The organism is Nocardioides alkalitolerans (genome assembly GCA_038184435.1).
GTDB lineage: Bacteria > Actinomycetota > Actinomycetes > Propionibacteriales > Nocardioidaceae > Nocardioides > Nocardioides alkalitolerans_A.
Window position 1 is genome coordinate 1,771,042 of the sequence record CP116227.1, and the last position, 20,018, is coordinate 1,791,059.

Here is a 20,018-nt window from a genome sequence, read left to right on the forward strand (position 1 = left end):
GTCGACCCTCGGGTGTCACGGGGGTCAGGGGGCGACGAGCACCCAGTCGCCCTGCGGGCCGGTGAGGGTCACGGGCCCGACGCCTCGCGCCAGCACCTCCTCGCCGACCTGCGTGGCACGCGTGCGCCCCGCGCTCGGCCGGCCGCCCTCGGCCGCCTCCGCCTCCGCCGCCGCCTCGCTCGCGCCCACGGTGGTCACCTCGAGGCGCGCGACCTCGACCTCGTCACCGCCGACCGTGGTCGTCTCCCCCACCGCCAGCACGCGCACGCGCACGTCCGCCAGTCCGGGCGCCGCGCGGCGCACGTAGCCGTCGCCGGTGCGCGGCGTGCCGGTCACCACCAGGCCGGCCGCGGCGCCGTCGACGCCCGCCTCCCAGCGCGAGCCGTCGGCGAGGGTGCCGCCGACGATCCAGACGTTGCGGCGCCGGTCCTGGGCGAACCACTCGGTGACCGGCACCGGCAGCGCGTCCGCGCCCCACGTGGCGGCGACCGCCTCCGTGCGCACCGCGACGGCCTGCACCCCGCCGACGCGCTCCGGCGCCGTCGCGACGGTACGGCGCAGGAGGCGACCGGTCCCGTCGTCGTACGTCGCGCTGGAGCCGCCGACGAGCGGCCACCACGCGTTGTCGACGTCGGCGACGAAGTCCGCCGGGTCGGGGCTCGGGGAGGGCACGACGAGCTCGTCGACGCCCGTCGGCCCGATGGTCTCCGGACCGGTGCCGCACCCGGCGAGGAGCGCGACCCCGAGGGCGGCCGCCCCCACGACGGAGGCGGCCCGCGCCCCGCGCCGGCGCGTCATGCGCCCGGCTGCTCGGGGATGTCGGTGGCGAGCGCGAACAGCGTCACCCCGAGGGCGACGAGCACGCCCGCGTCGAGGAAGCGGTTGCGGACGGCGAGCATCCCGGCCTGGCTCTCCGGCAGCACGAGCCGCGCGGCCCCGCCGGCGACGAGCGCGAGGGAGAACCAGCGGATGCCGGCACGCCAGTCGTCCTGCACCGCGACCCACAGCGCGACGGCGCAGACCGCGGCGACCACGAGGTAGACGTAGCCCCCCACGTGGGCGGGGAGGAGCCGCCGCCGTCCGCTCACGTCAGGCCCGCGACTCGGCGAGCGTGACGACGTTCGCCAGCAGCATGGCCCGCGTCATCGGGCCCACGCCGCCGGGGTTGGGCGAGACCCAGCCCGCGACGTCCCAGACGTCGTCGGCCACGTCGCCGGCGATCTTGCCGTCGACGCGCGAGACGCCCACGTCGAGCACGGCCGCGCCCGGCTTGACCATCGCGGCGGAGATGATGCCGGGCACGCCCGCCGCCGCGACCACGATGTCCGCGTTGCGCACGTGGGCCGCGAGGTCGCGCGTGCCGGTGTGGCAGAGCGTGACGGTCGCGTTCTCGCTGCGCCGCGTCAGCAGCAGGCCCATCGGCCGCCCCACGGTGACGCCACGACCGACCACGACGACCTCGGCGCCCGCGATCGGGACGTCGTGGCGGCGCAGCAGCTCGACGATGCCGAAGGGCGTGCACGGCAGCGGCGCGTCCTCGCCCAGCACCAGCCAGCCCAGGTTGGTCGGGTGGAGGCCGTCGGCGTCCTTCGCCGGGTCGATGAGGCCCAGCACACGGTTCTCGTCGATGCCCTTCGGCAGCGGCAGCTGCACGATGTAGCCCGTGCAGGCCGGGTCGGCGTTGAGGTCGCGGACCGCGGCCTCGATCTCCTCCTGCGTGGCCGTCTCCGGCAGCTCGACCCGCAGCGAGGCGATGCCCACCTCGGCGCAGTCCTTGTGCTTGCCGTTGACGTACCACCGGCTGCCCGGGTCGTCGCCCACGAGCACGGTGCCGAGGCCGGGCACGACGCCCTGAGCGGCCAGCGCGGCCACGCGGGCCGCCACCTCGCCCTTGATGGCCTTCGCGGTGGCGGAGCCGTCGAGCTTCTGCGCGGTCATGTTCGTCCTCTCGTGACCAGGTCGTCGGTGATCGTCGGGAGCGCGGTCAGTGCGCGAAGTGGCGGGTGCCGGTGAAGTACATCGTCACGCCCGCCGCCTTCGCGGCCTCGATCGTGAGCTCGTCGCGCACGGAGCCGCCCGGCTGCACGATCGCCGTGACGCCCGCGTCGATGAGGATCTGGGGGCCGTCCTCGAAGGGGAAGAACGCGTCGGACGCGGCCACGGAGCCACGGGCGCGGTCACCGGCCCGCTCGACCGCGAGCTTGCAGGAGTCGACGCGGTTGACCTGGCCCATGCCGACGCCGACCGAGGCGCCGTCCTTCGCCAGGAGGATCGCGTTGGACTTCACGCCGCGCACGGCCCGCCACGCGAAGGCGAGGTCGGCCAGCACCTCGGCGGAGGCCGCCTCGCCGGTGGCCAGGGTCCAGGCCGACGGGTCGTCGCCCTCCGCGTCGATGGCGTCGCGCTGCTGCACGAGCTCGCCGCCGGAGATGGGCCGGTACTCGTACGCCGTCGCCGGCGCGTCGGGGCAGCGGAGGATGCGGATGTTCTTCTTGCGGGCGAGCACCTCGACGGCGCCGTCCTCGTAGTCCGGGGCCACGATGACCTCGGTGAAGACCTCGGCGACCTGCTCGGCCATGGCGACCGAGACCGGGCGGTTGGTGGCGATGACGCCACCGAAGGCCGAGACGGGGTCGCACTCGTGGGCGCGGCGGTGGGCGTCGGCGACGTCGGTGCCGACCGCGATGCCGCAGGGGTTGGCGTGCTTGATGATCGCGACGGCCGGGGCGTCGAAGTCGTGGGCGGCGCGGCGCGCGGCGTCCGTGTCGACGTAGTTGTTGTAGGACATCTCCTTGCCGTGCAGCTGCTCGGCGTCCGCGAGACCACCGGTGCCGTCGACGTACAGCGCCGCGTGCTGGTGCGGGTTCTCGCCGTAGCGCAGGGGGGTCTTGAGGCGCTGCGTGCCACCGACGAACGCCGGCCACGCCTCGGGCGCGACCTGCTGCGCGAACCACTCGGCGACGGCGACGTCGTACGCCGCGGTGTGCGCGAACGCCTCGGCCGCGAGCGCGCGGCGCGCCTCGAGCGTGAAGCCGCCGGCGGCGACGGCGGCGAGGGCCGCGTCGTACGCCGCGGGGGACGTGAGCACCGCGACCGAGGGGTGGTTCTTGGCGGCGGCGCGCACCATCGACGGTCCGCCGATGTCGATCTGCTCGACGCACTCGTCGGGCGTGGCGCCGGAGGCGACCGTCGCGGTGAACGGGTAGAGGTTGACGACCACCAGGTCGAAGGGCTCGACGCCGAGGTCGGCGAGCTGCGCGACGTGGGAGTCGAGGCGGCGGTCGGCGAGGATGCCGGCGTGCACGCGCGGGTGCAGCGTCTTCACGCGGCCGTCGAGGCACTCGGGGAACCCGGTGAGGTCCTCGACCTTGGTGACGGGCAGGCCGAGGCCGGCGATGAGGGCGGCCGAGCCGCCGGTCGAGACGAGCTCGACGCCGGCGTCGGCGAGGCCGCGGACGAGGTCCTCGAGCCCGGTCTTGTCGTAGACCGAGACGAGGGCGCGACGGACGGGGATCTGGTCGGTGCTCACGGGTGACTCCTCGCGGGGGGTGCTGCAGCGGACTCGAGGCGCACCCAGGCGGTCGATGCGCTCGTTTCACTCCCTGGTGGTTTCCCACCTGCGCCAGTCGTGTGGCCCCGAGGCTAGTGCACGTCGGCGGTGCGACCGAACCGCGCCGTGCGGCCCTCGACCACGAGGCCGTCGCGCGCGAGCCGGCCGACGGCGTCGACGAGCATGCGGCGCTCGGCCACCTTGATCCGCTCGTGGAGCGCAGCGACGTCGTCGTCCTCGAGCACCGGCACCGGCACCTGCGCGACGATGACGCCCGTGTCGACGCCGGCGTCGACCACGAAGAGCGTCGCGCCGCTGACCTTGACGCCGTGCGCGAGCGCGTCGGCGGGCCCGTGCATGCCGGGGAACGCGGGGCTCAGCGCGGGGTGGGTGTTGACCACCCGTTGGTCGAAGGTCGTCAGGAAGGTCGGCCCGACGAGCTTCATGAAGCCGGCCAGCACGACCCAGTCCGGCCGGTGGGCGGCCACCGCAGCGGTCAGCGACGCGTCCCACGCTGCCCGGTCGGGCGCGTCGCCGAGGCGCTCCACGAAGGTCGGTACGCCGGCGCGCTCGGCGCGCTCGAGGCCCTCGATGCCGTCCCGGTCGGCGCCCACCGCGACCACGCGTGCGCCGTAGGCCGGGTCGTCGTGGGCGTCGAGCAGCGCCTGCAGGTTGGTGCCGGAGCCGGACACCAGCACGACCAGCCGGGCGGGCGGCCGCGCGGGCTCGGTCGCGGACGACGGACGGGCGGCGGGTGGGGAGTCGGGCACGGGCCGGGAGTCTAGGCCGCGAGCGTGCGGCGCTGGTGCCACGTCGTCAGCAGGGCACCGGCGACGCCGCCCGTCGTGAACGCGAGCAGGGCGCGCATCGCGACGTCGCCCACGAACGGCCCGACGTCCGCCATCAGCCCCGGGCCGATCGCGCCACCGGCCAGGGCCGCGACGACCGCCACCGCGAGGGCGGCGCCCGCGCCGGCCCCGGCACCCTGCGCGGCCGCGGTCCCCCAGGCCAGCACGGGACGACGACGCTGCACGAGCGCCACCACCACCGCGGCGACGACGAACGGCACGACGGCGAGGGCGGAGACGGCCCAGGAGGGCAGGGCGGCGTCGGGCACCGCGGCGACGAGCGGAAAGAGCGGCACCTGGCCGAGGAGCACCGCGCCCGGCGCGACGACGGTGCCGGTGCCGAGCGCGAAGCCGCCGCCCAGGCCGTAGGACGAGGCGAGCACCAGCGCGTTGGGCACCAGGAGGAGCGCGACGCCTGCGAGCAGGACCGCCCCGCCGGGCGAGGTCTGGAAGCGCGAGAGCACCGACGCCGCCTCGGAGAAGTGGAGGCCCAGGCCCACGGCCAGCAGCACGCCGGACACGGCGGTCCAGGCCAGGACGATGCCGCCGGCGGCGACGAGCCCGTCGCGCACCTCCTGCGGCACCTGCGCCGTCCAGACGGCTGCCCGTCCGGACCCCACCGCGATCCCGGCGCCGCCCACCCCGCCGGCGAGGAGCAGGCAGGCGAGGAGCACGCGGACGAGGGAGACGCCCTCGTCCGGAGCGGGCACCAGCACGGCGGTGAGGACCGCCACGACGACGTACCCCGCCGTGAAGAGCGCCACCGCGGTCGGCACCACGAGGTCGCGCTCGCCGCGGCCGAGGCCGGCGGCGTCGGGACCGTGGCCGGCGAGCCGCTCCCCCACGCGCTGGCCCCAGCGCCAGCAGACGGCGGCGCAGACGAGCGTCACGCCGAGCGGCACGAGGGTCACGGACGTGCCCTCGACCCGGAACCCCGAGCCGTGGCCGACGAGCCATCCGAGGGCACCGATCCGCATCGCACCGACGGGGCGGCCGTGGGCGCCGGCGTCGGTGGCGAACCAGCCCACGACGGCGACGCCGAGGCACACGACGAGGGTCGCGAGGGCCGCGACCGCCCCTCCGGCGGACGCGAGCAGCACGAGACCCCGCTGGCCCCCCGGAGGGGGCGCGGTGGGGCGGAACGAGGGCAGCACGGAGGTCATCGCCGCCCATCCTCGCCGCGGCGGAGGGCCGTTCCCCGGAGCCTCCCGCCGACACGCCGAGCCCCCGGTGGGCGTGACCTGCGCCTCCGCCGGCGAGGCGACCGGGTCCGCGGAGGTCCGCTACCGTGGTCGCCGCCATGGCCGACCCCGATGAGTTCGACGCGTTCTACAAGGACGCGCGCGACCGCTTGCTCGCGCAGACCTACCTGCTGACGGGCGACCTGCCGGCCGCCCGCAGCGCGGTGCGCGAGGCCTTCGTCGTCGGCTGGCACCACTGGGCGAAGGTCAACGCACGGGGCGAGCCCGAGTCCGAGGTGCGGCCCCGCGCCTGGGCGAACGCCTCCCGGCGCGCCACCACCCGTCCGTGGCACCGCGAGAAGGACATCGACCCGGAGGTCGCCCGCACCCTCGAGGTGCTCGGCGGCCTCGACTGGGCGCCGCGCCGCATGCTGGTCGCCTGCGAGGTCGCCCGGCTGCCGCTGGCCGAGGCCTCCCGCGAGGTCGGCGTCACCGTCGAGGACGGCGCCCAGCACCTCGCCGTCGGGCGCGCGGAGCTCGCCGAGCACCGCGGCCTGGCGACCCCCGAGGACGTGGAGGCCGCCCTGTCGGCCGTCACGGCGACGCTCGGCGACGTCCGCTGGCCGCGGCCGTCGATCCTGCGGCGCGCCGGACGGCGCCGCCGCCGCGTCCACACGGTCGGCGGGGTCGCCCTCGCGTGCGTCGCCCTCGTGGTGTCGGGCGCGGTCGTCCACGACGCCGACGGCACCGCCACGTCGTTGGCACGTTCGGTCGACCGCGAGGCGCCCGCCGAGACGCCGGCCCTCGGCCCGGTCCCCGAGCTGGCCGCGAGCTTCACGACCGCGCAGCTGCTCCCCAGCAGCGAGATCGAGCTCCTGTCCCCCGACAGCGCCTGGACGAGCACGACGAGCGACAACACGAGCGGCGACGGCCTCGTGCTCCCGTGCCAGCAGGCGCGGTACGCCGACGCCGAGGGCCTGGCCGGGTTCGTGAGCGCCCACCGGGCGACGACCCCGGAGGGCACCTCGCTGCGCGCCTTCCAGGCGAGCGAGCTCTCCCGGGACCCCGAGGCGGCGACCGCCACGATGGAGTCCTGGGCCTCCTGGTTCGGCGGCTGCGACGAGCCCCGCGCCCAGGTGCTCGGCACCTACGACGTGACCGGCGTGGGCGACGTCGCCCTGGCGTTCACCGTGCAGGTCGCCGGGCCCCCGCAGTCGATGGTGACCGCCGCGATCGCCCGCACCGGCGACATCACCACCGTCGTGGTCGCCGACGCCGCCTCGACGGAGTCCGACGCGCGGGAGCCGGTCGTCGACCTGCTCGCCAGCGCGGTCGACCGCGTGTGCGACACCGAGGCCGGCGGGGCCTGCTCCTCCTCCCCCGCGCTCGAGCCCCGCCTCCCGGTGGCGACGGGCGACGCGCCCACCCTGCTCGAGACCGTCGACCTCCCGCCCGTGCCGGGCATCGACCTGCCGTGGTCGGGCACACGACCGACGGTCCCCGAGGTCAACCCTGCGGCGACCGTGTGCGACCGCGCCGGGTTCACCGACGGCTTCGCCGACCCGACCACCCGCACCTTCGTCATCCCCGACGCCGGCCTGCCCGCCACCTTCGGCCTCGCCCAGACCAGCGGCCGCCTCAGCGACCAGCAGGTCGCCGACGGCTTCGTCGGCACCATCGCGGACCGCCTGGCCGACTGCGTCGGGGCGGACCTCGTCACGTCGGCGGAGGTCATCGGCAGCGGTGAGTACGACTCCGGCCGCATGATCGTCTGGGACCTCGAGGTGCGGGTCGACGAGGACGACACGGTCCGCGTGCTCATGGGCGTGGCCCGGGCCGGCAACCTCGTCACCCAGGTCGGCTTCGTGCCGGCCGGCGACGCCGACCTCGACGACGACACCTTCGTGGCCCTCGTGCAGCGCGCCCGCGAGCGCCTCCTCATCGCGGGCCCGACGGGCTGACCCCCTCCCGTCCGCAACCGGCCGCGAGAATGTCGGCCGCGGGTGCAACCGGACCCGCACGCCGGGCGTCATCACCCCGACGGACCGGCCGGGGACATCCCGGCCGGACGATCTCGGGGAGGTGAGATGGACGAGGCCGACTTCGACGCGTTCTACCAGGCGTCGTTCCAACGTGTCGTCAACCAGCTGTCGGCCATGATCGGCGACCGCGACGAGGCGCACGAGTGCGTGCAGGAGGCCTTCGTGCGGGCCTGGGCCCACCGGCGCAAGCTCGCGAAGGTCGAGCACCCGGAGGCCTGGGTGCGCACGGTGGCGCACCGGTTCGCGGTGAGCCGCTGGCGGCGTACGTCGCGGTCCCGCCGCGACCCGGACCGGGCGCTCGGTGCCTCGGCGACCGCCGGTGGTCCCTCCGAGGACCACGTCGCGGTGGTTGCCGCCCTCCGGCGGCTGCCCGCGGCCCAGCGCGAGGCGCTTGTGCTCCACCACGTCTGCGACCTCCCCGTCGCCCAGGTCGCCCGCGAGACCGGGGCACCCGAGGGCACCGTCAAGGCCCGACTGTCCCGGGGGCGCTCCGCCCTCGCGACCCTCCTCTCCGACGAGACCCCCGACCTCCGGGAGGGACCCACCCATGCCTGACCACATCCCCGACCCCGCCGGCGACCCCGTCGACCGGCTCCGCTCGCTCTCCCGCACAGGACGTCCCATGCCCGCACTGCCCGCCGAGGAGGTCCGCCGTCGCGGCGACCGCCGGCGCCGACGCACGCAGGCGATGGCCGCCGCGGCCACGCTCGTCGTCGTCGGTGTCATCGGCACCGGTGGCGTGGCGCTGGGCGGCATGCTGGCCGACCGGGGCGGTCCGGGACCGGCCGACACCCCGACCCCGGCGCCCGTGGAGGCGCCCCTGCGCACCGACGTGCCCGACGACTTCCCGCTCGAGGCGGGCCTCGAGGTCATCGAGGGCGGTGCGTCCGACACCGCGCTCTCCGCGAGCTCCATCACCGTCTGCGACGAGGAGGTCGGTCTCGCGACGGACGACGACGTGGTCGCCTCGGCGTCCACCGGCGCCGGCGGCATGGGCGAGTCCGCCGTGTACGCCCGCTCCGTGGCGACGTTCCCCGACGTCGACGCGGCGGCGGCCTTCGTCGACGACGTCCGCACCGCGGTCGACGGGTGCACCTTCAGCGCGGGCGAGTCCCGCACCACGGCCACCCTCGACGACGTCCTCACGCGCAACGCCGAGGCCTCCGCTCCGCTCGACGAGACCCTCGAGGTGCGCGCGTGGGGCGCCGAGGCCACGCCGGGGGGCGACGCCCCGGGAGCCACCAGCCTGCGCGTCTACCGGGTCGCCAACGCGGTGCTCGTCAGCCGCACCATCGACCCGACCGCCGGCGAGGCCGACCTCGACGCCCTCACGCTCGACGGCTTCGAGCTCGAGCAGTCAGCCGTGCTGGCGATGCGCTACTACGCGGGACAGGACCTGCCGTCGTACTCCGGCGCCGACCCGGTCGACCCCGACCAGGGCGAGCCCTCCAGCCCGGCCGCGTCGGTGGCGTCCGGTCAGGTGCTCACGGTCGACGACCTGCCGGCGCCGCCGGAGCGGAGCGAGGAGTGGGTGGCGATCGAGCCGTCCGACGAGCCGACGCTCGCGTGCGAGCCACAGCGTCTCCAGGTGCTGGGGTTCGCGGACGCGCGCTACGCCGAGTTCACCGCACCGATCGCGGAGGAACCGGGGACGACGCCTGACCCGAACGCCCCGGTGCTGCGCGACTCGGCGATCAACACCGCCGTGCTGGCCTTCGACTCGCGGGCGGAGGCCGATGCCGCCTACGGCACGGTCACGTCGTGGATCTCCACCTGCGACGCGCCCGTCGGCGGCCAGGACCTCACCGTCGAGGACCGCGAGCCCACGGTCGTCGTGCCGGACGGCTCCGAGGGCTACTGGTGGGCCACGTCGTACACCGCCCCCGAGGCCTGCCCGGACAGCGACTGCGACGCGATCTGGTTCGACCACCAGGGCGCGGCGCTGGTGGGGACCTACGTCGTGCTGGTCTCCTACCGCGACCTCGCCGGTCCCGTCGAGCTCGAGGGGATGGACGACCGCATGAACGCGATCTTCACCGCGGCGGTCGCGAACGCGGCGTACGGGTTGGAGGGCTGAGCCTCCCTCCCCGGCCCCCTCCCCCACCTCGTGTAACGCGGTGTTCGTGCTACGTGTGCGGTGGTCGACCACTGCTCCAGTAGCCCGGACACCGCGTTACACGTCGGTGATGGCGGGCGGGTCCGGGCCCCGGCACCCCCGGGAACGACGACGGCGCCGGCCCCGCTGAGCGGGACCGGCGCCGTCGTGCGTTCGTGCGTGAGCCGAGGCTCAGCGGCTCTGCAGGATCTCCCGCGCGAGCGCCGCCGTCTCGGACGGCGTCTTGCCGACCTTGACGCCGACGGCCTCGAGCGCGTCCTTCTTCGCCTGCGCCGTGCCGGCCGAGCCGGACACGATCGCGCCGGCGTGACCCATAGTCTTGCCCTCCGGCGCGGTGAAGCCCGCCACGTAGCCGACGACCGGCTTCGTGATGTTCTCCTTGATGTACGCCGCGGCCCGCTCCTCGGCGTCGCCCCCGATCTCACCGATCATGACGATCACCTCGGTCTCCGGGTCCTCCTCGAAGGCCTGGAGCGCGTCGATGTGCGTCGTGCCGACGATCGGGTCGCCGCCGATGCCGATGGCCGTCGAGAAGCCGAAGTCCTTCAGCTCGAACATCATCTGGTAGGTCAGCGTGCCCGACTTCGACACGAGACCGACCGGGCCCTTGCCCGTGATGGTGTGGGGCGTGATGCCGGCCAGGGACTCGCCCGGCGTGATGATGCCGGGGCAGTTCGGGCCGATCATCCGGGTGGACTTGCCCTGCAGGTAGGACCAGACCTCGGCCGTGTCCTGCACCGGGACGCCCTCGGTGATGACCACGATGAGCGGCATCCCGGCGTCGATGGCCTCGATGGCCGCGTCCTTGGTGAACGGCGGCGGGACGAAGAGGACGGACACGTTGGCGCCCGTCTCCTTCATGGCGTCGGCGACGCTGCCGAAGACCGGCAGCTCGACGTCGTTACCGTCGGCGTCCTTGTGGGTCACCGTCGTGCCGGCCTTGCGCGCGTTCACGCCACCCACGATCGAGGCGCCCGAGTCGAGCATGAGGGCCGTGTGCTTCGCACCCATGCCACCCGTGATGCCCTGGACGATGATCTTGGAGTCGGAGTTCAGGTAGATCGACATTGCTCTCTCGTCTCTTCTCTAACCGGGCTCAGGCGTTGGCGAGCTCGGCGGCCTTGTCGGCCGCGCCGTCCATCGTGTCGACCTGCGTGACGAGCGGGTGGGCCAGCTCGTCCAGGATCGCCCGGCCCTGCTCGACGTTGTTGCCGTCGAGACGCACGACGAGCGGCTTCGTCGCGGCGTCGCCGAGGAGCTCGAGCGCGCCCTTGATGCCGTTGGCGACCTCGTCGCACGCGGTGATGCCGCCGAAGACGTTGACGAACACGCTCTTGACCTGCGGGTCGTTGAGGATGACGTCGAGGCCGTTCGCCATCACCTGGGCGTTGGCGCCGCCACCGATGTCGAGGAAGTTGGCGGGCTTGACGCCGCCGTGCGCCTCACCGGCGTAGGCGACGACGTCGAGCGTGCTCATCACGAGGCCCGCGCCGTTGCCGATGATGCCGACCTGGCCGTCGAGCTTCACGTAGTTGAGACCGAGGTCCTTGGCCTTCGCCTCGAGCGGGTCGGCCTCCTCGCGGATCTCGAAGTCGGCGTGCTCGGGGTGGCGGAACTCCGACGCGTTCTCGTCGAGCGAGACCTTGCCGTCGAGCGCCTCGAGCTTGTCGCCGGCCAGGCGCGCGAGGGGGTTGACCTCGACGAGCGTGGCGTCCTCCTCGACGAAGACCGTGTAGAGCGCCTGGATCATCTCCACGGCCTGCTCGAAGACGGCCTCGGGGAACTTGGCGTCGGTCGCGATCTCGCGGGCCTTGGCCTCGTCGACACCGGTGCCCGGGTCGACGGGGATCTGGCGGACGGCCTCGGGGTTGGTCTTCGCGACCTCCTCGATCTCGACACCACCCTCGACGGACGCGATGCAGAGGTACTGACGGTTCGACCGGTCCAGCAGGAACGAGAAGTAGTACTCCTCCTCCGGCGGGGTCGCGGGCGTCACCAGCACGCGGTTGACCGTGAGGCCCTTGATCTCCATGCCGAGGATGTTCGAGGCGTGCTCGAACGCCTCGTCCGCGGTCTTGGCGATCTTCACGCCGCCGGCCTTGCCGCGACCGCCGGCCTTGACCTGCGCCTTGATGACGGTGACGCCACCGATCTCCTCGGCTGCCGCCTTCGCCGCCTCGGCCGTCTCGACGACGGTGCCGAGCGTGGTCGCCACGCCGTGCTTGGCGAAGAGCTGCTTCGCCTGGTACTCCATCAGGTCCACGATCCGACCATTCCTTTGGTAGTGAGGGTGAGAGTCCGGATTCCTCGGCGCACGATAGACCCGTGCTCCCGGTGGCAGCACAGGGGTCCACTACCTCGGAGTACGCTTGTGACCGCGGTCACAAGCGTCAATGGTTGCTCCGCGGCGGCCCCGTCGCAGCGGGTGGACGGGCGGCGGCGCGCCTGTCCGAACGGAGGGGGCTTTTCCACAGAAACAGCCGTGCCGCGATTTCCAGGGGGCTCCGACGTCCGTTACAGTCGGGCGCTGACTTCCCGAGGACCGATTGCAGGGTGCCCCCGCGCCCCGCAGAAGAACGAGGATCAAGAGGTACATGGGCAACCACCGAGCAGATCACCGCGGCTCCCGCCGCCTCGGTGGATCGACCTCTGGTGACGCAGCCCGCCCCGTCGGAGGCAAGCGCGCGGCCCGCCCCGAGCCGCGCCGCCGTGCCACCACGGTCGAGCGGAGCGCCACCACCGAGATCAGCACCCCCGCGATCGAGCGCGACGTCACCACGACGCGCCCCGTGACGGCCACCCCGGTGCGTGCGGCGCACGAGGGCACCCGGTTCGAGGACACGACGCTGACGCTCCCGGCCGTGACCGCGAGCGTCCCCGCCCCCACGACGTACGACGTGCGTGGCTACGCGGCGCAGGCCCGCGCGGAGGCGAAGGCCGAGGCCCGCGCCCAGACCGCCGCCGCGCGCTCCGCCGAGCCGGGTCGTCGCCGCGCGGTGAAGGAGGCGAAGCCGGCGTCCACCGGCACCGGCTTCCGCATCCCCGTCCGCCCCTCCGGCCCCGTCCTCGCGGGCGTGGCCGTGCTCGCCATCTCGACCGGCGGTGCGCTCACGGCCGGCGGCGCAGGCACCACCACCGACGTCGACCAGCCCACGACCCAGGTCGCGGCCAGCGGTGCGATGTCGGGCACGACGGTGGCCTCGAGCGGCGACCTGCTCACGGAGCGGAACCGCGCCGTCAGCCGCGACTCGCAGCGCGACGCCCTCGCGGACGCGACGGTCGACGAGGCCACCCTCCAGCAGACGGAGGAGATGGCGGAGGAGCGCGCCACCGCGATCAGCGCCCTCGGCCAGGCGGCCGAGCAGGAGGCCCAGCGGGTCGCCGCGAACGCGTGGGTGCTGCCCGTGGCGAGCTACCGCCTCACCAACCGGTTCGGCCAGGCCGAGTCCTACTACGCGTCGGGCTACCACACGGGTCTCGACTTCGCCGCCCCGTCGGGCACGACGATCAAGGCCGTCGCCGGCGGTCGCGTGACCCAGGCCGGCTACAACGGCAGCTACGGCAACAAGACCGTCATCACGCTCGAGGACGGCACGGAGATGTGGTACGCCCACCAGTCGTCCATCGCCGTCTCCGTCGGCGACACGGTCGCCGCGGGCGACGTGATCGGCTACGTCGGTTCGACCGGCAACAGCACCGGCCCCCACCTCCACCTCGAGGTGCGACCCGGCGCCGGTGACCCCGTCGACCCGTACGCGGCGCTCCAGCAGAACGGCGTCACCCCCTGATCCGTCGCTCGTCGTCGGGATAGTCCCTGACGTTTTCGACCACCTGGATCGATCCAGTGGTCGGAAACGTCAGGGACTATCGCGTTCGGGGGCGACGCCGCCCCGCGGTCAGAGCTTCTCGACCGGGGCGTAGCGCAGCAGCAGGCGCTTGACGCCGCTGCTGCCGAAGTCGATCGAGGCGATGGCCTTGTCGGCCACGCCGTCGACCGTGACGACGGTGCCCATCCCGAAGGTGTCGTGGACGACGCGGTCGCCGGGCGCCAGGTTGGGCACCTCGCGGGCCTTCTTCGCCTTCGCGGCCGCGTCGGCACGGGCGGCGGCCGCCGAAAAGTTGCGGCGCCCGGCCGCGGTGGGCGCGCCGAGGGGCGTGGAACCGGACCGCGACGAGCCGCCCCAGGACGACCCCAGGTCGGGACGGTTCCACGTCGTCATCGCGGCGGCGGTGCGTCGCCAGTCGACCAGGGTGGCCGGCAGCTCGTCGAGGAACCGCGACGCGGGGTTGTGCGAGGGGGCGCCCCAGGCGGACCGCACGACGGCGCGCGACAGGTAGAGCCGCTCCCGGGCGCGGGTGAGCCCCACGTACGCCAACCGGCGCTCCTCCTCCAGCTCCTTGCGGTCCCCCAGGGCGCGCATGTGGGGGAAGACCCCGTCCTCCATGCCGCTGAGGAAGACCACCGGGAACTCCAGGCCCTTGGCGGTGTGGAGCGTCATGAGCGTGACGACGCCGTCACCGCCGTCGTCGTCGGGGATCTGGTCGGCATCGGCCACCAGGGCGACCCGCTCGAGGAAGTCGCGCAGGCCCGGCTGCACCGTGCCCGCCTCGACGTCCTCGGGGTCGGCCGACGGGCCTGCCTGCGGGTCGTCGGCGAACTCCCGCGCCACGGCGACGAGCTCCGCCAGGTTCTCGACACGCGTGTGGTCCTGCGGGTCGTCGGACTCCTCCAGCTCCGCCAGGTAGCCCGACCGGTCGAGCGCCGCCTCGAGGATCACGTCGGGACGCTCGTCGGCCGCCACCATCTGCTGCAGCTCCTCGACCACGTCGACGAAGCCGCGGATGGCCTTCACCGACCGCGACGCGATGCCGTCGGCCCGGTGCGCGACCCGCAGGGCCTCCCAGTACGTCGTGCCCTCGCGCGCCGCCAGCGCCGCCACGCACGCCTGGGCCCGGTCGCCGATCCCCCGCTTCGGGGTGTTGACCACCCGGCGCAGCGAGATCTCGTCGGCCGGGTTGGCGAGCATGCGCAGGTAGGCCAGCGCGTCGCGGACCTCCTTGCGCTCGTAGAACCGGACGCCCCCGACCACCTTGTAGGGCAGCCCGACGCGCACGAAGATCTCCTCGAACACGCGCGACTGGGCGTTGGTGCGGTAGAACACCGCGACGTCGCCGGCCCGCACTCCGTGGTCGTCGGTCAGCTTGTCGATCTCGTCGGCGACGAAGCGGGCCTCGTCGTGCTCGTCGTCCGCGACGTAGCCGACGATCGGCTCCCCGTCCCCCGCGTCGGACCAGAGCCGCTTCGGCTTGCGGCCCTCGTTGTTGCCGATGACCGCGTTGGCGGCGGTGAGGATCGTCTGGGTCGAGCGGTAGTTCTGCTCGAGCAGCACGGTCGACGCGTTGGGGAAGTCCTGCTCGAAGTCGAGGATGTTGCGGATGTTGGCGCCGCGGAACGCGTAGATCGACTGGTCGGCGTCACCCACCACCATGAGCTCGCTCGGCGGCACGCGCTCCCCGCCGGAGCCACCCGCGTCGCCGGGGGCCTCGGCGCCCGCGAGCACGGAGTCGCGCGCCGCCTCGGGGTCGTCGGCGCACAGCTGGTGGATCAACGCGTACTGCGCGTGGTTGGTGTCCTGGTACTCGTCCACGAGCACGTGCCGGAACCGCCGCCGGTAGACCTCGCGCACCTCCGGGTACGCCGCGAAGAGGTGCACCGTCGTCATGATGAGGTCGTCGAAGTCGAGCGCGTTGGCCGCCTGCAGGCGCTTCTGGTACTCCGCGTACGCCGAGGCATAGGCCTGCTCGACGCCGTTGTCCGCCTCGGCGGCCGCCTGCTCGGCGTCCTTCAGCTCGTTCTTCGCGTTGGACACCCACGCCAGCACCGCCCGCGGCTGGTAGCGCTTCGGGTCGAGGTCGAGGTCGCCCAGCACCAGGGTCATCAGCCGCTGGGAGTCGGCCGCGTCGTAGATGGAGAAGCTCGACGAGAACCCCAGCCGCTCGATCTCCTTGCGGAGGATGCGGACGCAGGCCGAGTGGAACGTCGAGACCCACATGACGCGGGCCCGGCGACCGACGAGCGCCTCGACGCGCTCCTTCATCTCGGCGGCGGCCTTGTTGGTGAAGGTGATGGCCAGGATCGACCCCGGGTGCGCCTTGCGCTGGCTCACCAGCCACGCGATCCGGCGGGTCAGCACGCGGGTCTTGCCCGACCCCGCGCCCGCGACCACCAGCAGCGGGGCGCCCGCGTGGACGACCGCCTCGCGCTGCGGGTCGTTCAGTCCCTCCAGGAGGGCCTCGGCACCCGATCCGCTCGGGCGGTCCGACGCGCCCGGGGCGTCGCCCGACGCAGCCGGGGTGCGCCCCTCCGCAGACGTCGCGGAGGACGTCGACGGCGACGCCGCGGGCGGCAGGAGGTGCTCGAGGCCGGGGATCATGGAGGAGCTGCTCATCGTCGGGCCAGCCTACGTCCGGGCGCCGACGTTCCTGGCCCCGGCGACCCCGACGGACGGGGGCGCCGGGCATCTGCTCAGAAGGTGTGCACGGGCGAGACGAAGATCGCGACGACGACCTCGACGATGCTGAGCGTCAGCAGCCCGAAGAACAGGCCGTCGGGGATCCGCGGCTTCCGCACGTTGGCCATGACCAGCACGAGCAGCACGAGGCCGATCGTGAACTTCACGGCGATCTTCACGTGGTCGACGTCGGCGTCGCCGGCCTCCAGCACGCCGACGAGCAGGAGCCCGGCCACGAAGGCCGTGCCGATGCCGTCGCGCACCGGGGGCGTGATCCGCTTCTCCTCGTCGCGCACCTGCGCGAGGAGACCGCCGATGAGGGCGGCGAAGCCGAGCACGTGCAGGAGCAGGAGGACGAGGCGCAGGATCTCCACGGACGGGACCCTACGGCGTCCCGGGCACGACCGGGGGCACGACCTCGAGCTCGATCTCGGGGGCGAGGCGGTACGGCGCTGTGCCGAGCACCGCCCCGAGCACGCGCCGCATGCGCGAGACCTCGGCCCGGACGGTCACCTCGTGGGTGTCGTCCCCGAACAGGTCGCGGCTCAGCGCCGCGGGCGTGAGGCCGGCGGGGCCGGCGGCCGCGACGCGCACGAGGATGTCGGCGTGGCGTCGGCTCAGGGCCCGGCGCCACTGCTCGCCGCCCGAGGTCGCCTCCAGGAGCGGCTCCCCGCGCAGGTCGAGCCGCATGCGGAGCCGCCGTTCGGCCGCCGCGGGGCGCACGAGCCACCCACCGTCGAGCCGCTCCGGCAGGCAGACCCCCAGGCCCGGCACCGCGACGGTGGTCTCGGCCCGCGGTGCGGCGATGCGGTCGCGCACGGCGATGCCGGAGCGGTGGGCCACCCAGCCGTCGTCGTCGACGACGAGGAGGGGACCCGTCGACGTACCGATGACGTGGTCGCAGGAGCGGCGCAGCCGGTCGAGGCGCTCCGCGTGCAGCTGCGCCAGGCGGGCCTCGGCGAGCCGGACCGCCGTCTCGACCAGGGCGGTGATGGCGGGGTGCATGGTCAGCGCCGGCCCGCTGACGTCGACGACGCCGAGCAGGTCGCCCGTGCGGGGGTCGTGCAGCGGCATGGCGGTGCAGTACCAGGGGTGCTGCTGGGCCTCGAAGTGCTCCGCCGAGAAGAGCTGCACGGGCGCCTGCTCGGCGAGGGCCGTGCCGATCGCGTTGGTGCCGACCTGCGACTCCGACCAGAGCGCACCCTCGCCGAACCCGAGCGTGTCGGCGCGGCGGCGCACGGCGCTCGCCCCCTCGCGCCACAGGATGATCCCGTCCGCGTCGGTGACGACGAGCAGGAAGCGGGAGGCGTCGGCGACGCTGGCGAGCGCCCGGCGCAGGTCGTCGATGACGTCGGACAGGGGCGACCTCCTGCGTCGCGCCTCCACCTCCGCGAGGGGCAGCGGGTCGCGGGCGCCGGCGCCGTCGGGGTCCAGGCCGAGCTCCAGCATGCGCCGCCAGGACCGCGCCACGACCGCCCGCGGACGCGCGCCCGGAGCGAGCCGCGTGCCGCCGAGCACGGCGTCGTGCACGCGCCGCAGCTCGCGGGCGTGGACCGTCAGGTCGGTGCCGGGTGCGACCGCGCTGAACCCCGCGCTGAACGCCATGCCACCTCCCGCTGCCGCGTGGCCCGCACCGCGTCGTACGGACCTCGGCAGCATAGGCCGCGCCGTGACGGGGGTCACGGTGCAACCCGGTGCAACGTGGTGCGCCAGTGCGCGACGCCGTCGGCAGCCCCCGACGCCCCCGACGCCCCCGACGCCCGCAACGCGTCGCAACGCTTCCGCGGCCGAACCTGGGAGGCGTGTCCTGGGTCACACCCGATCGGAAGGAACACCATGACCCAGATCGCCGAACGGCCCACCGACACGGCCCCGACCGACCACCCGACCGACCCCACGGCCCGCGCCGCCGCCTGGTTCGACCGGTTCGAGGCCGCGCTCCGCGCCCGGGACGTCGCCGGCGCCGCCGAGCAGTTCGCGACCACCAGCTTCTGGCGCGACCTCGTCGCCTTCAGCTGGAACCTGACCACCGTCGAGGACCGCGCCGGGGTCGCCGACCTCCTCACCGCGACGCTCGAGGGCACCGACCCGCACGACTTCCGCCTCAGCGAGGACGCGACCGAGGACGACGGCGTCGTCACGGCGTGGTTCGAGTTCGCGACCGCCACCGGCCGCGGCCGCGGCCTGGCCCGCCTGCGGGACGAGGACGGTCGCCTCGTCGTGTGGACGTTCCTGACGACGCTGTTCGAGCTCACGGGGCACGAGGAGCCGCGCGGCACCCGCCGCCCGATGGGCGCCGAGCACGGCGCGCGGCGCGACCGCCGCACGTGGAGCGAGCAGCGCCAGGAGGAGGCGGCGTCGCTGGGATCGACGACGCAGCCCTACGTGCTGGTCATCGGCGGCGGCCAGGGCGGCATCGCGCTCGGCGCCCGCCTCCGTCAGCTCGGCGTGCCCAGCCTCGTCATCGACAAGCACCCGCGGCCGGGCGACCAGTGGCGCAGCCGCTACAAGTCGCTGTGCCTGCACGACCCGGTCTGGTACGACCACCTGCCCTACCTGAAGTTCCCCGACAACTGGCCGGTCTTCGCACCCAAGGACAAGGTCGGGGACTGGCTCGAGTTCTACACGAAGGTGATGGAGGTGCCGTACTGGTCCTCGACCACCGCCACGTCCGCGTCCTACTCGGAGGAGACCGGGACCTGGACCGTCGAGGTCGAGCGGGAGGGGCAGCCGCTCACGCTGCGGCCGACCCAGCTGGTGCTCGCCACCGGCATGTCGGGCAAGCCCAACTGGCCCACCTTCGACGGCCAGGACGTCTTCCGCGGCGAGCAGCAGCACTCCTCGCAGCACCCCGGCCCCGACGCCTACCGCGGCAAGAAGGTCGTCGTCATCGGCTCCAACAACTCCGCCTTCGACATCTGCGGGGCCCTCTGGGAGAACGACGCCGACGTGACGATGGTGCAGCGGTCCTCGACCCACATCGTCAAGAGCGCCTCGCTGATGGAGATCGGGCTGGGCGCCCTCTACTCGGAGCGGGCGCTCGCAGCGGGCATGACCACCGAGAAGGCCGACCTCGTCTTCGCCTCGCTCCCCTACCGGATCATGCACGAGTTCCAGATCCCGCTCTACGACCGGATCCGCGAGCAGGACGCCGACTTCTACGCCCGCATGGAGGCTGCCGGCTTCGACCTCGACTTCGGGGCCGACGACTCGGGCCTGTTCATAAAGTACCTCCGTCGCGGCTCCGGCTACTACATCGACGTGGGCGCCGCCGAGCTCGTCGCCGACGGCGAGGTGAAGCTGGCGAAGGGCGAGGTCTCCCACCTCACCGAGGACGCCGTCGTGCTCGAGGACGGGACGACGCTGCCGGCGGACCTCGTCGTCTACGCGACGGGCTACGGGTCGATGAACGGCTGGGCCGCGGACCTCATCAGCCCGGAGGTCGCCGACCGGGTCGGCAAGGTGTGGGGCCTCGGCTCCGACACGCCGAAGGACCCCGGTCCGTGGGAGGGCGAGCAGCGCAACATGTGGAAGCCCACCCAGCAGCCCGGGCTCTGGTTCCACGGCGGCAACCTCCACCAGTCGCGGCACTACTCGCTCTACCTCGCGCTGCAGCTCAAGGCGCGCTTCGAGGGCATCGCGACGCCGGTGTTCGCCCAGGCGGAGGTGCACCACCGGTCCTGAGGACCGGACCACCGGACGACCAGCCGGGGGTACGACGCGGGAGCGACCCGCGTCGTACCCCCGGCTCCGTCGGGTCCGGCGGGAC

Annotated in this window: 16 protein-coding genes; 5 read left to right on the forward strand and 11 right to left on the reverse strand. The window is 74.0% G+C overall.

What is annotated here, in order from left to right; all coding sequences use genetic code 11:
- Positions 1-24: 24 nt before the first annotated feature.
- The 6 genes from PIR53_08475 to PIR53_08500 all read right to left on the reverse strand — a co-directional run bounded on the left by PIR53_08475 (position 25) and on the right by PIR53_08500 (position 5,561).
- Positions 25-798 carry a hypothetical protein gene (locus tag PIR53_08475; GenBank protein WZH54012.1) on the reverse strand — a complete coding sequence of 258 codons (774 nt, stop codon included), beginning with the start codon at positions 796-798 and terminating at the stop codon, positions 25-27.
- Positions 795-1,088 carry a DUF3017 domain-containing protein gene (locus PIR53_08480; protein WZH54013.1) on the reverse strand — a complete coding sequence of 98 codons (294 nt, stop codon included), beginning with the start codon at positions 1,086-1,088 and terminating at the stop codon, positions 795-797. Before PIR53_08480 ends, PIR53_08475 begins: the two co-directional genes overlap by 4 nt.
- A 1-nt stretch (position 1,089) precedes the next feature.
- Positions 1,090-1,938 carry a bifunctional methylenetetrahydrofolate dehydrogenase/methenyltetrahydrofolate cyclohydrolase gene (locus PIR53_08485; GenBank protein WZH54014.1) on the reverse strand — a complete coding sequence of 283 codons (849 nt, stop codon included), beginning with the start codon at positions 1,936-1,938 and terminating at the stop codon, positions 1,090-1,092.
- Positions 1,939-1,984: 46 nt separating this feature from the next.
- A complete protein-coding gene (gene purH / locus PIR53_08490) occupies positions 1,985-3,529 on the reverse strand; it encodes a bifunctional phosphoribosylaminoimidazolecarboxamide formyltransferase/IMP cyclohydrolase (protein ID WZH54015.1) in 1,545 nt (514 codons plus the stop codon).
- Between the two features lie 113 nt (positions 3,530-3,642).
- Positions 3,643-4,248: a phosphoribosylglycinamide formyltransferase gene (gene purN, locus PIR53_08495; GenBank protein ID WZH54426.1), complete on the reverse strand. Its 606-nt coding sequence runs from the start codon at positions 4,246-4,248 to the stop codon at positions 3,643-3,645.
- An 83-nt stretch (positions 4,249-4,331) separates the two neighbouring features.
- Positions 4,332-5,561, reverse strand: a complete 1,230-nt coding sequence (locus tag PIR53_08500) for a DUF6350 family protein (protein WZH54016.1) — start codon at positions 5,559-5,561, stop codon at positions 4,332-4,334.
- Positions 5,562-5,698: 137 nt separating this feature from the next.
- Between PIR53_08500 and PIR53_08505 the strand changes: the two genes are divergently transcribed.
- From PIR53_08505 to PIR53_08515, 3 genes are all read left to right on the forward strand, one after another.
- Positions 5,699-7,540, forward strand: coding sequence for a hypothetical protein (locus PIR53_08505; GenBank protein ID WZH54017.1), 1,842 nt, complete (start codon positions 5,699-5,701; stop codon positions 7,538-7,540).
- Between the two features lie 126 nt (positions 7,541-7,666).
- A complete protein-coding gene (locus PIR53_08510; GenBank protein ID WZH54018.1) occupies positions 7,667-8,176 on the forward strand; it encodes a SigE family RNA polymerase sigma factor in 510 nt (169 codons plus the stop codon).
- Positions 8,169-9,698, forward strand: coding sequence for a hypothetical protein (locus PIR53_08515; GenBank protein ID WZH54019.1), 1,530 nt, complete (start codon positions 8,169-8,171; stop codon positions 9,696-9,698). Before PIR53_08510 ends, PIR53_08515 begins: the two co-directional genes overlap by 8 nt.
- A 210-nt stretch (positions 9,699-9,908) precedes the next feature.
- Here PIR53_08515 and sucD read toward each other — a convergent pair whose 3' ends face one another.
- Together sucD and sucC are read right to left on the reverse strand one after the other, a co-directional pair.
- Entirely contained in the window at positions 9,909-10,805 is an 897-nt protein-coding gene (sucD, locus tag PIR53_08520) for a succinate--CoA ligase subunit alpha (protein WZH54020.1), read from the reverse strand.
- A 28-nt stretch (positions 10,806-10,833) separates the two neighbouring features.
- Positions 10,834-12,000 (reverse strand): ADP-forming succinate--CoA ligase subunit beta, encoded by a 1,167-nt coding sequence (sucC, locus tag PIR53_08525; GenBank protein WZH54021.1) that lies wholly within the window; start codon positions 11,998-12,000, stop codon positions 10,834-10,836.
- A 331-nt stretch (positions 12,001-12,331) separates the two neighbouring features.
- On the opposite strand from sucC, the gene PIR53_08530 reads away from it, so the two are divergent.
- Positions 12,332-13,525 carry a M23 family metallopeptidase gene (locus tag PIR53_08530; GenBank protein WZH54022.1) on the forward strand — a complete coding sequence of 398 codons (1,194 nt, stop codon included), beginning with the start codon at positions 12,332-12,334 and terminating at the stop codon, positions 13,523-13,525.
- Positions 13,526-13,633: 108 nt separating this feature from the next.
- On the opposite strand, the gene pcrA is transcribed toward PIR53_08530, so the two are convergent.
- The 3 genes from pcrA to PIR53_08545 form a co-directional block, all read right to left on the reverse strand.
- Positions 13,634-16,186 carry a DNA helicase PcrA gene (gene pcrA, locus PIR53_08535; protein ID WZH54023.1) on the reverse strand — a complete coding sequence of 851 codons (2,553 nt, stop codon included), beginning with the start codon at positions 16,184-16,186 and terminating at the stop codon, positions 13,634-13,636.
- A gap of 77 nt (positions 16,187-16,263) precedes the next feature.
- Complete coding sequence (locus PIR53_08540) at positions 16,264-16,623, reverse strand: hypothetical protein (GenBank protein WZH54024.1); 360 nt, start codon at positions 16,621-16,623, stop codon at positions 16,264-16,266.
- 10 nt (positions 16,624-16,633) lie between these two features.
- Positions 16,634-17,854: a GAF domain-containing protein gene (locus PIR53_08545; GenBank protein ID WZH54025.1), complete on the reverse strand. Its 1,221-nt coding sequence runs from the start codon at positions 17,852-17,854 to the stop codon at positions 16,634-16,636.
- 231 nt (positions 17,855-18,085) lie between these two features.
- On the opposite strand from PIR53_08545, the gene PIR53_08550 reads away from it, so the two are divergent.
- Positions 18,086-19,933, forward strand: a complete 1,848-nt coding sequence (locus PIR53_08550) for an NAD(P)/FAD-dependent oxidoreductase (GenBank protein WZH54026.1) — start codon at positions 18,086-18,088, stop codon at positions 19,931-19,933.
- Positions 19,934-20,018: the final 85 nt, after the last annotated feature.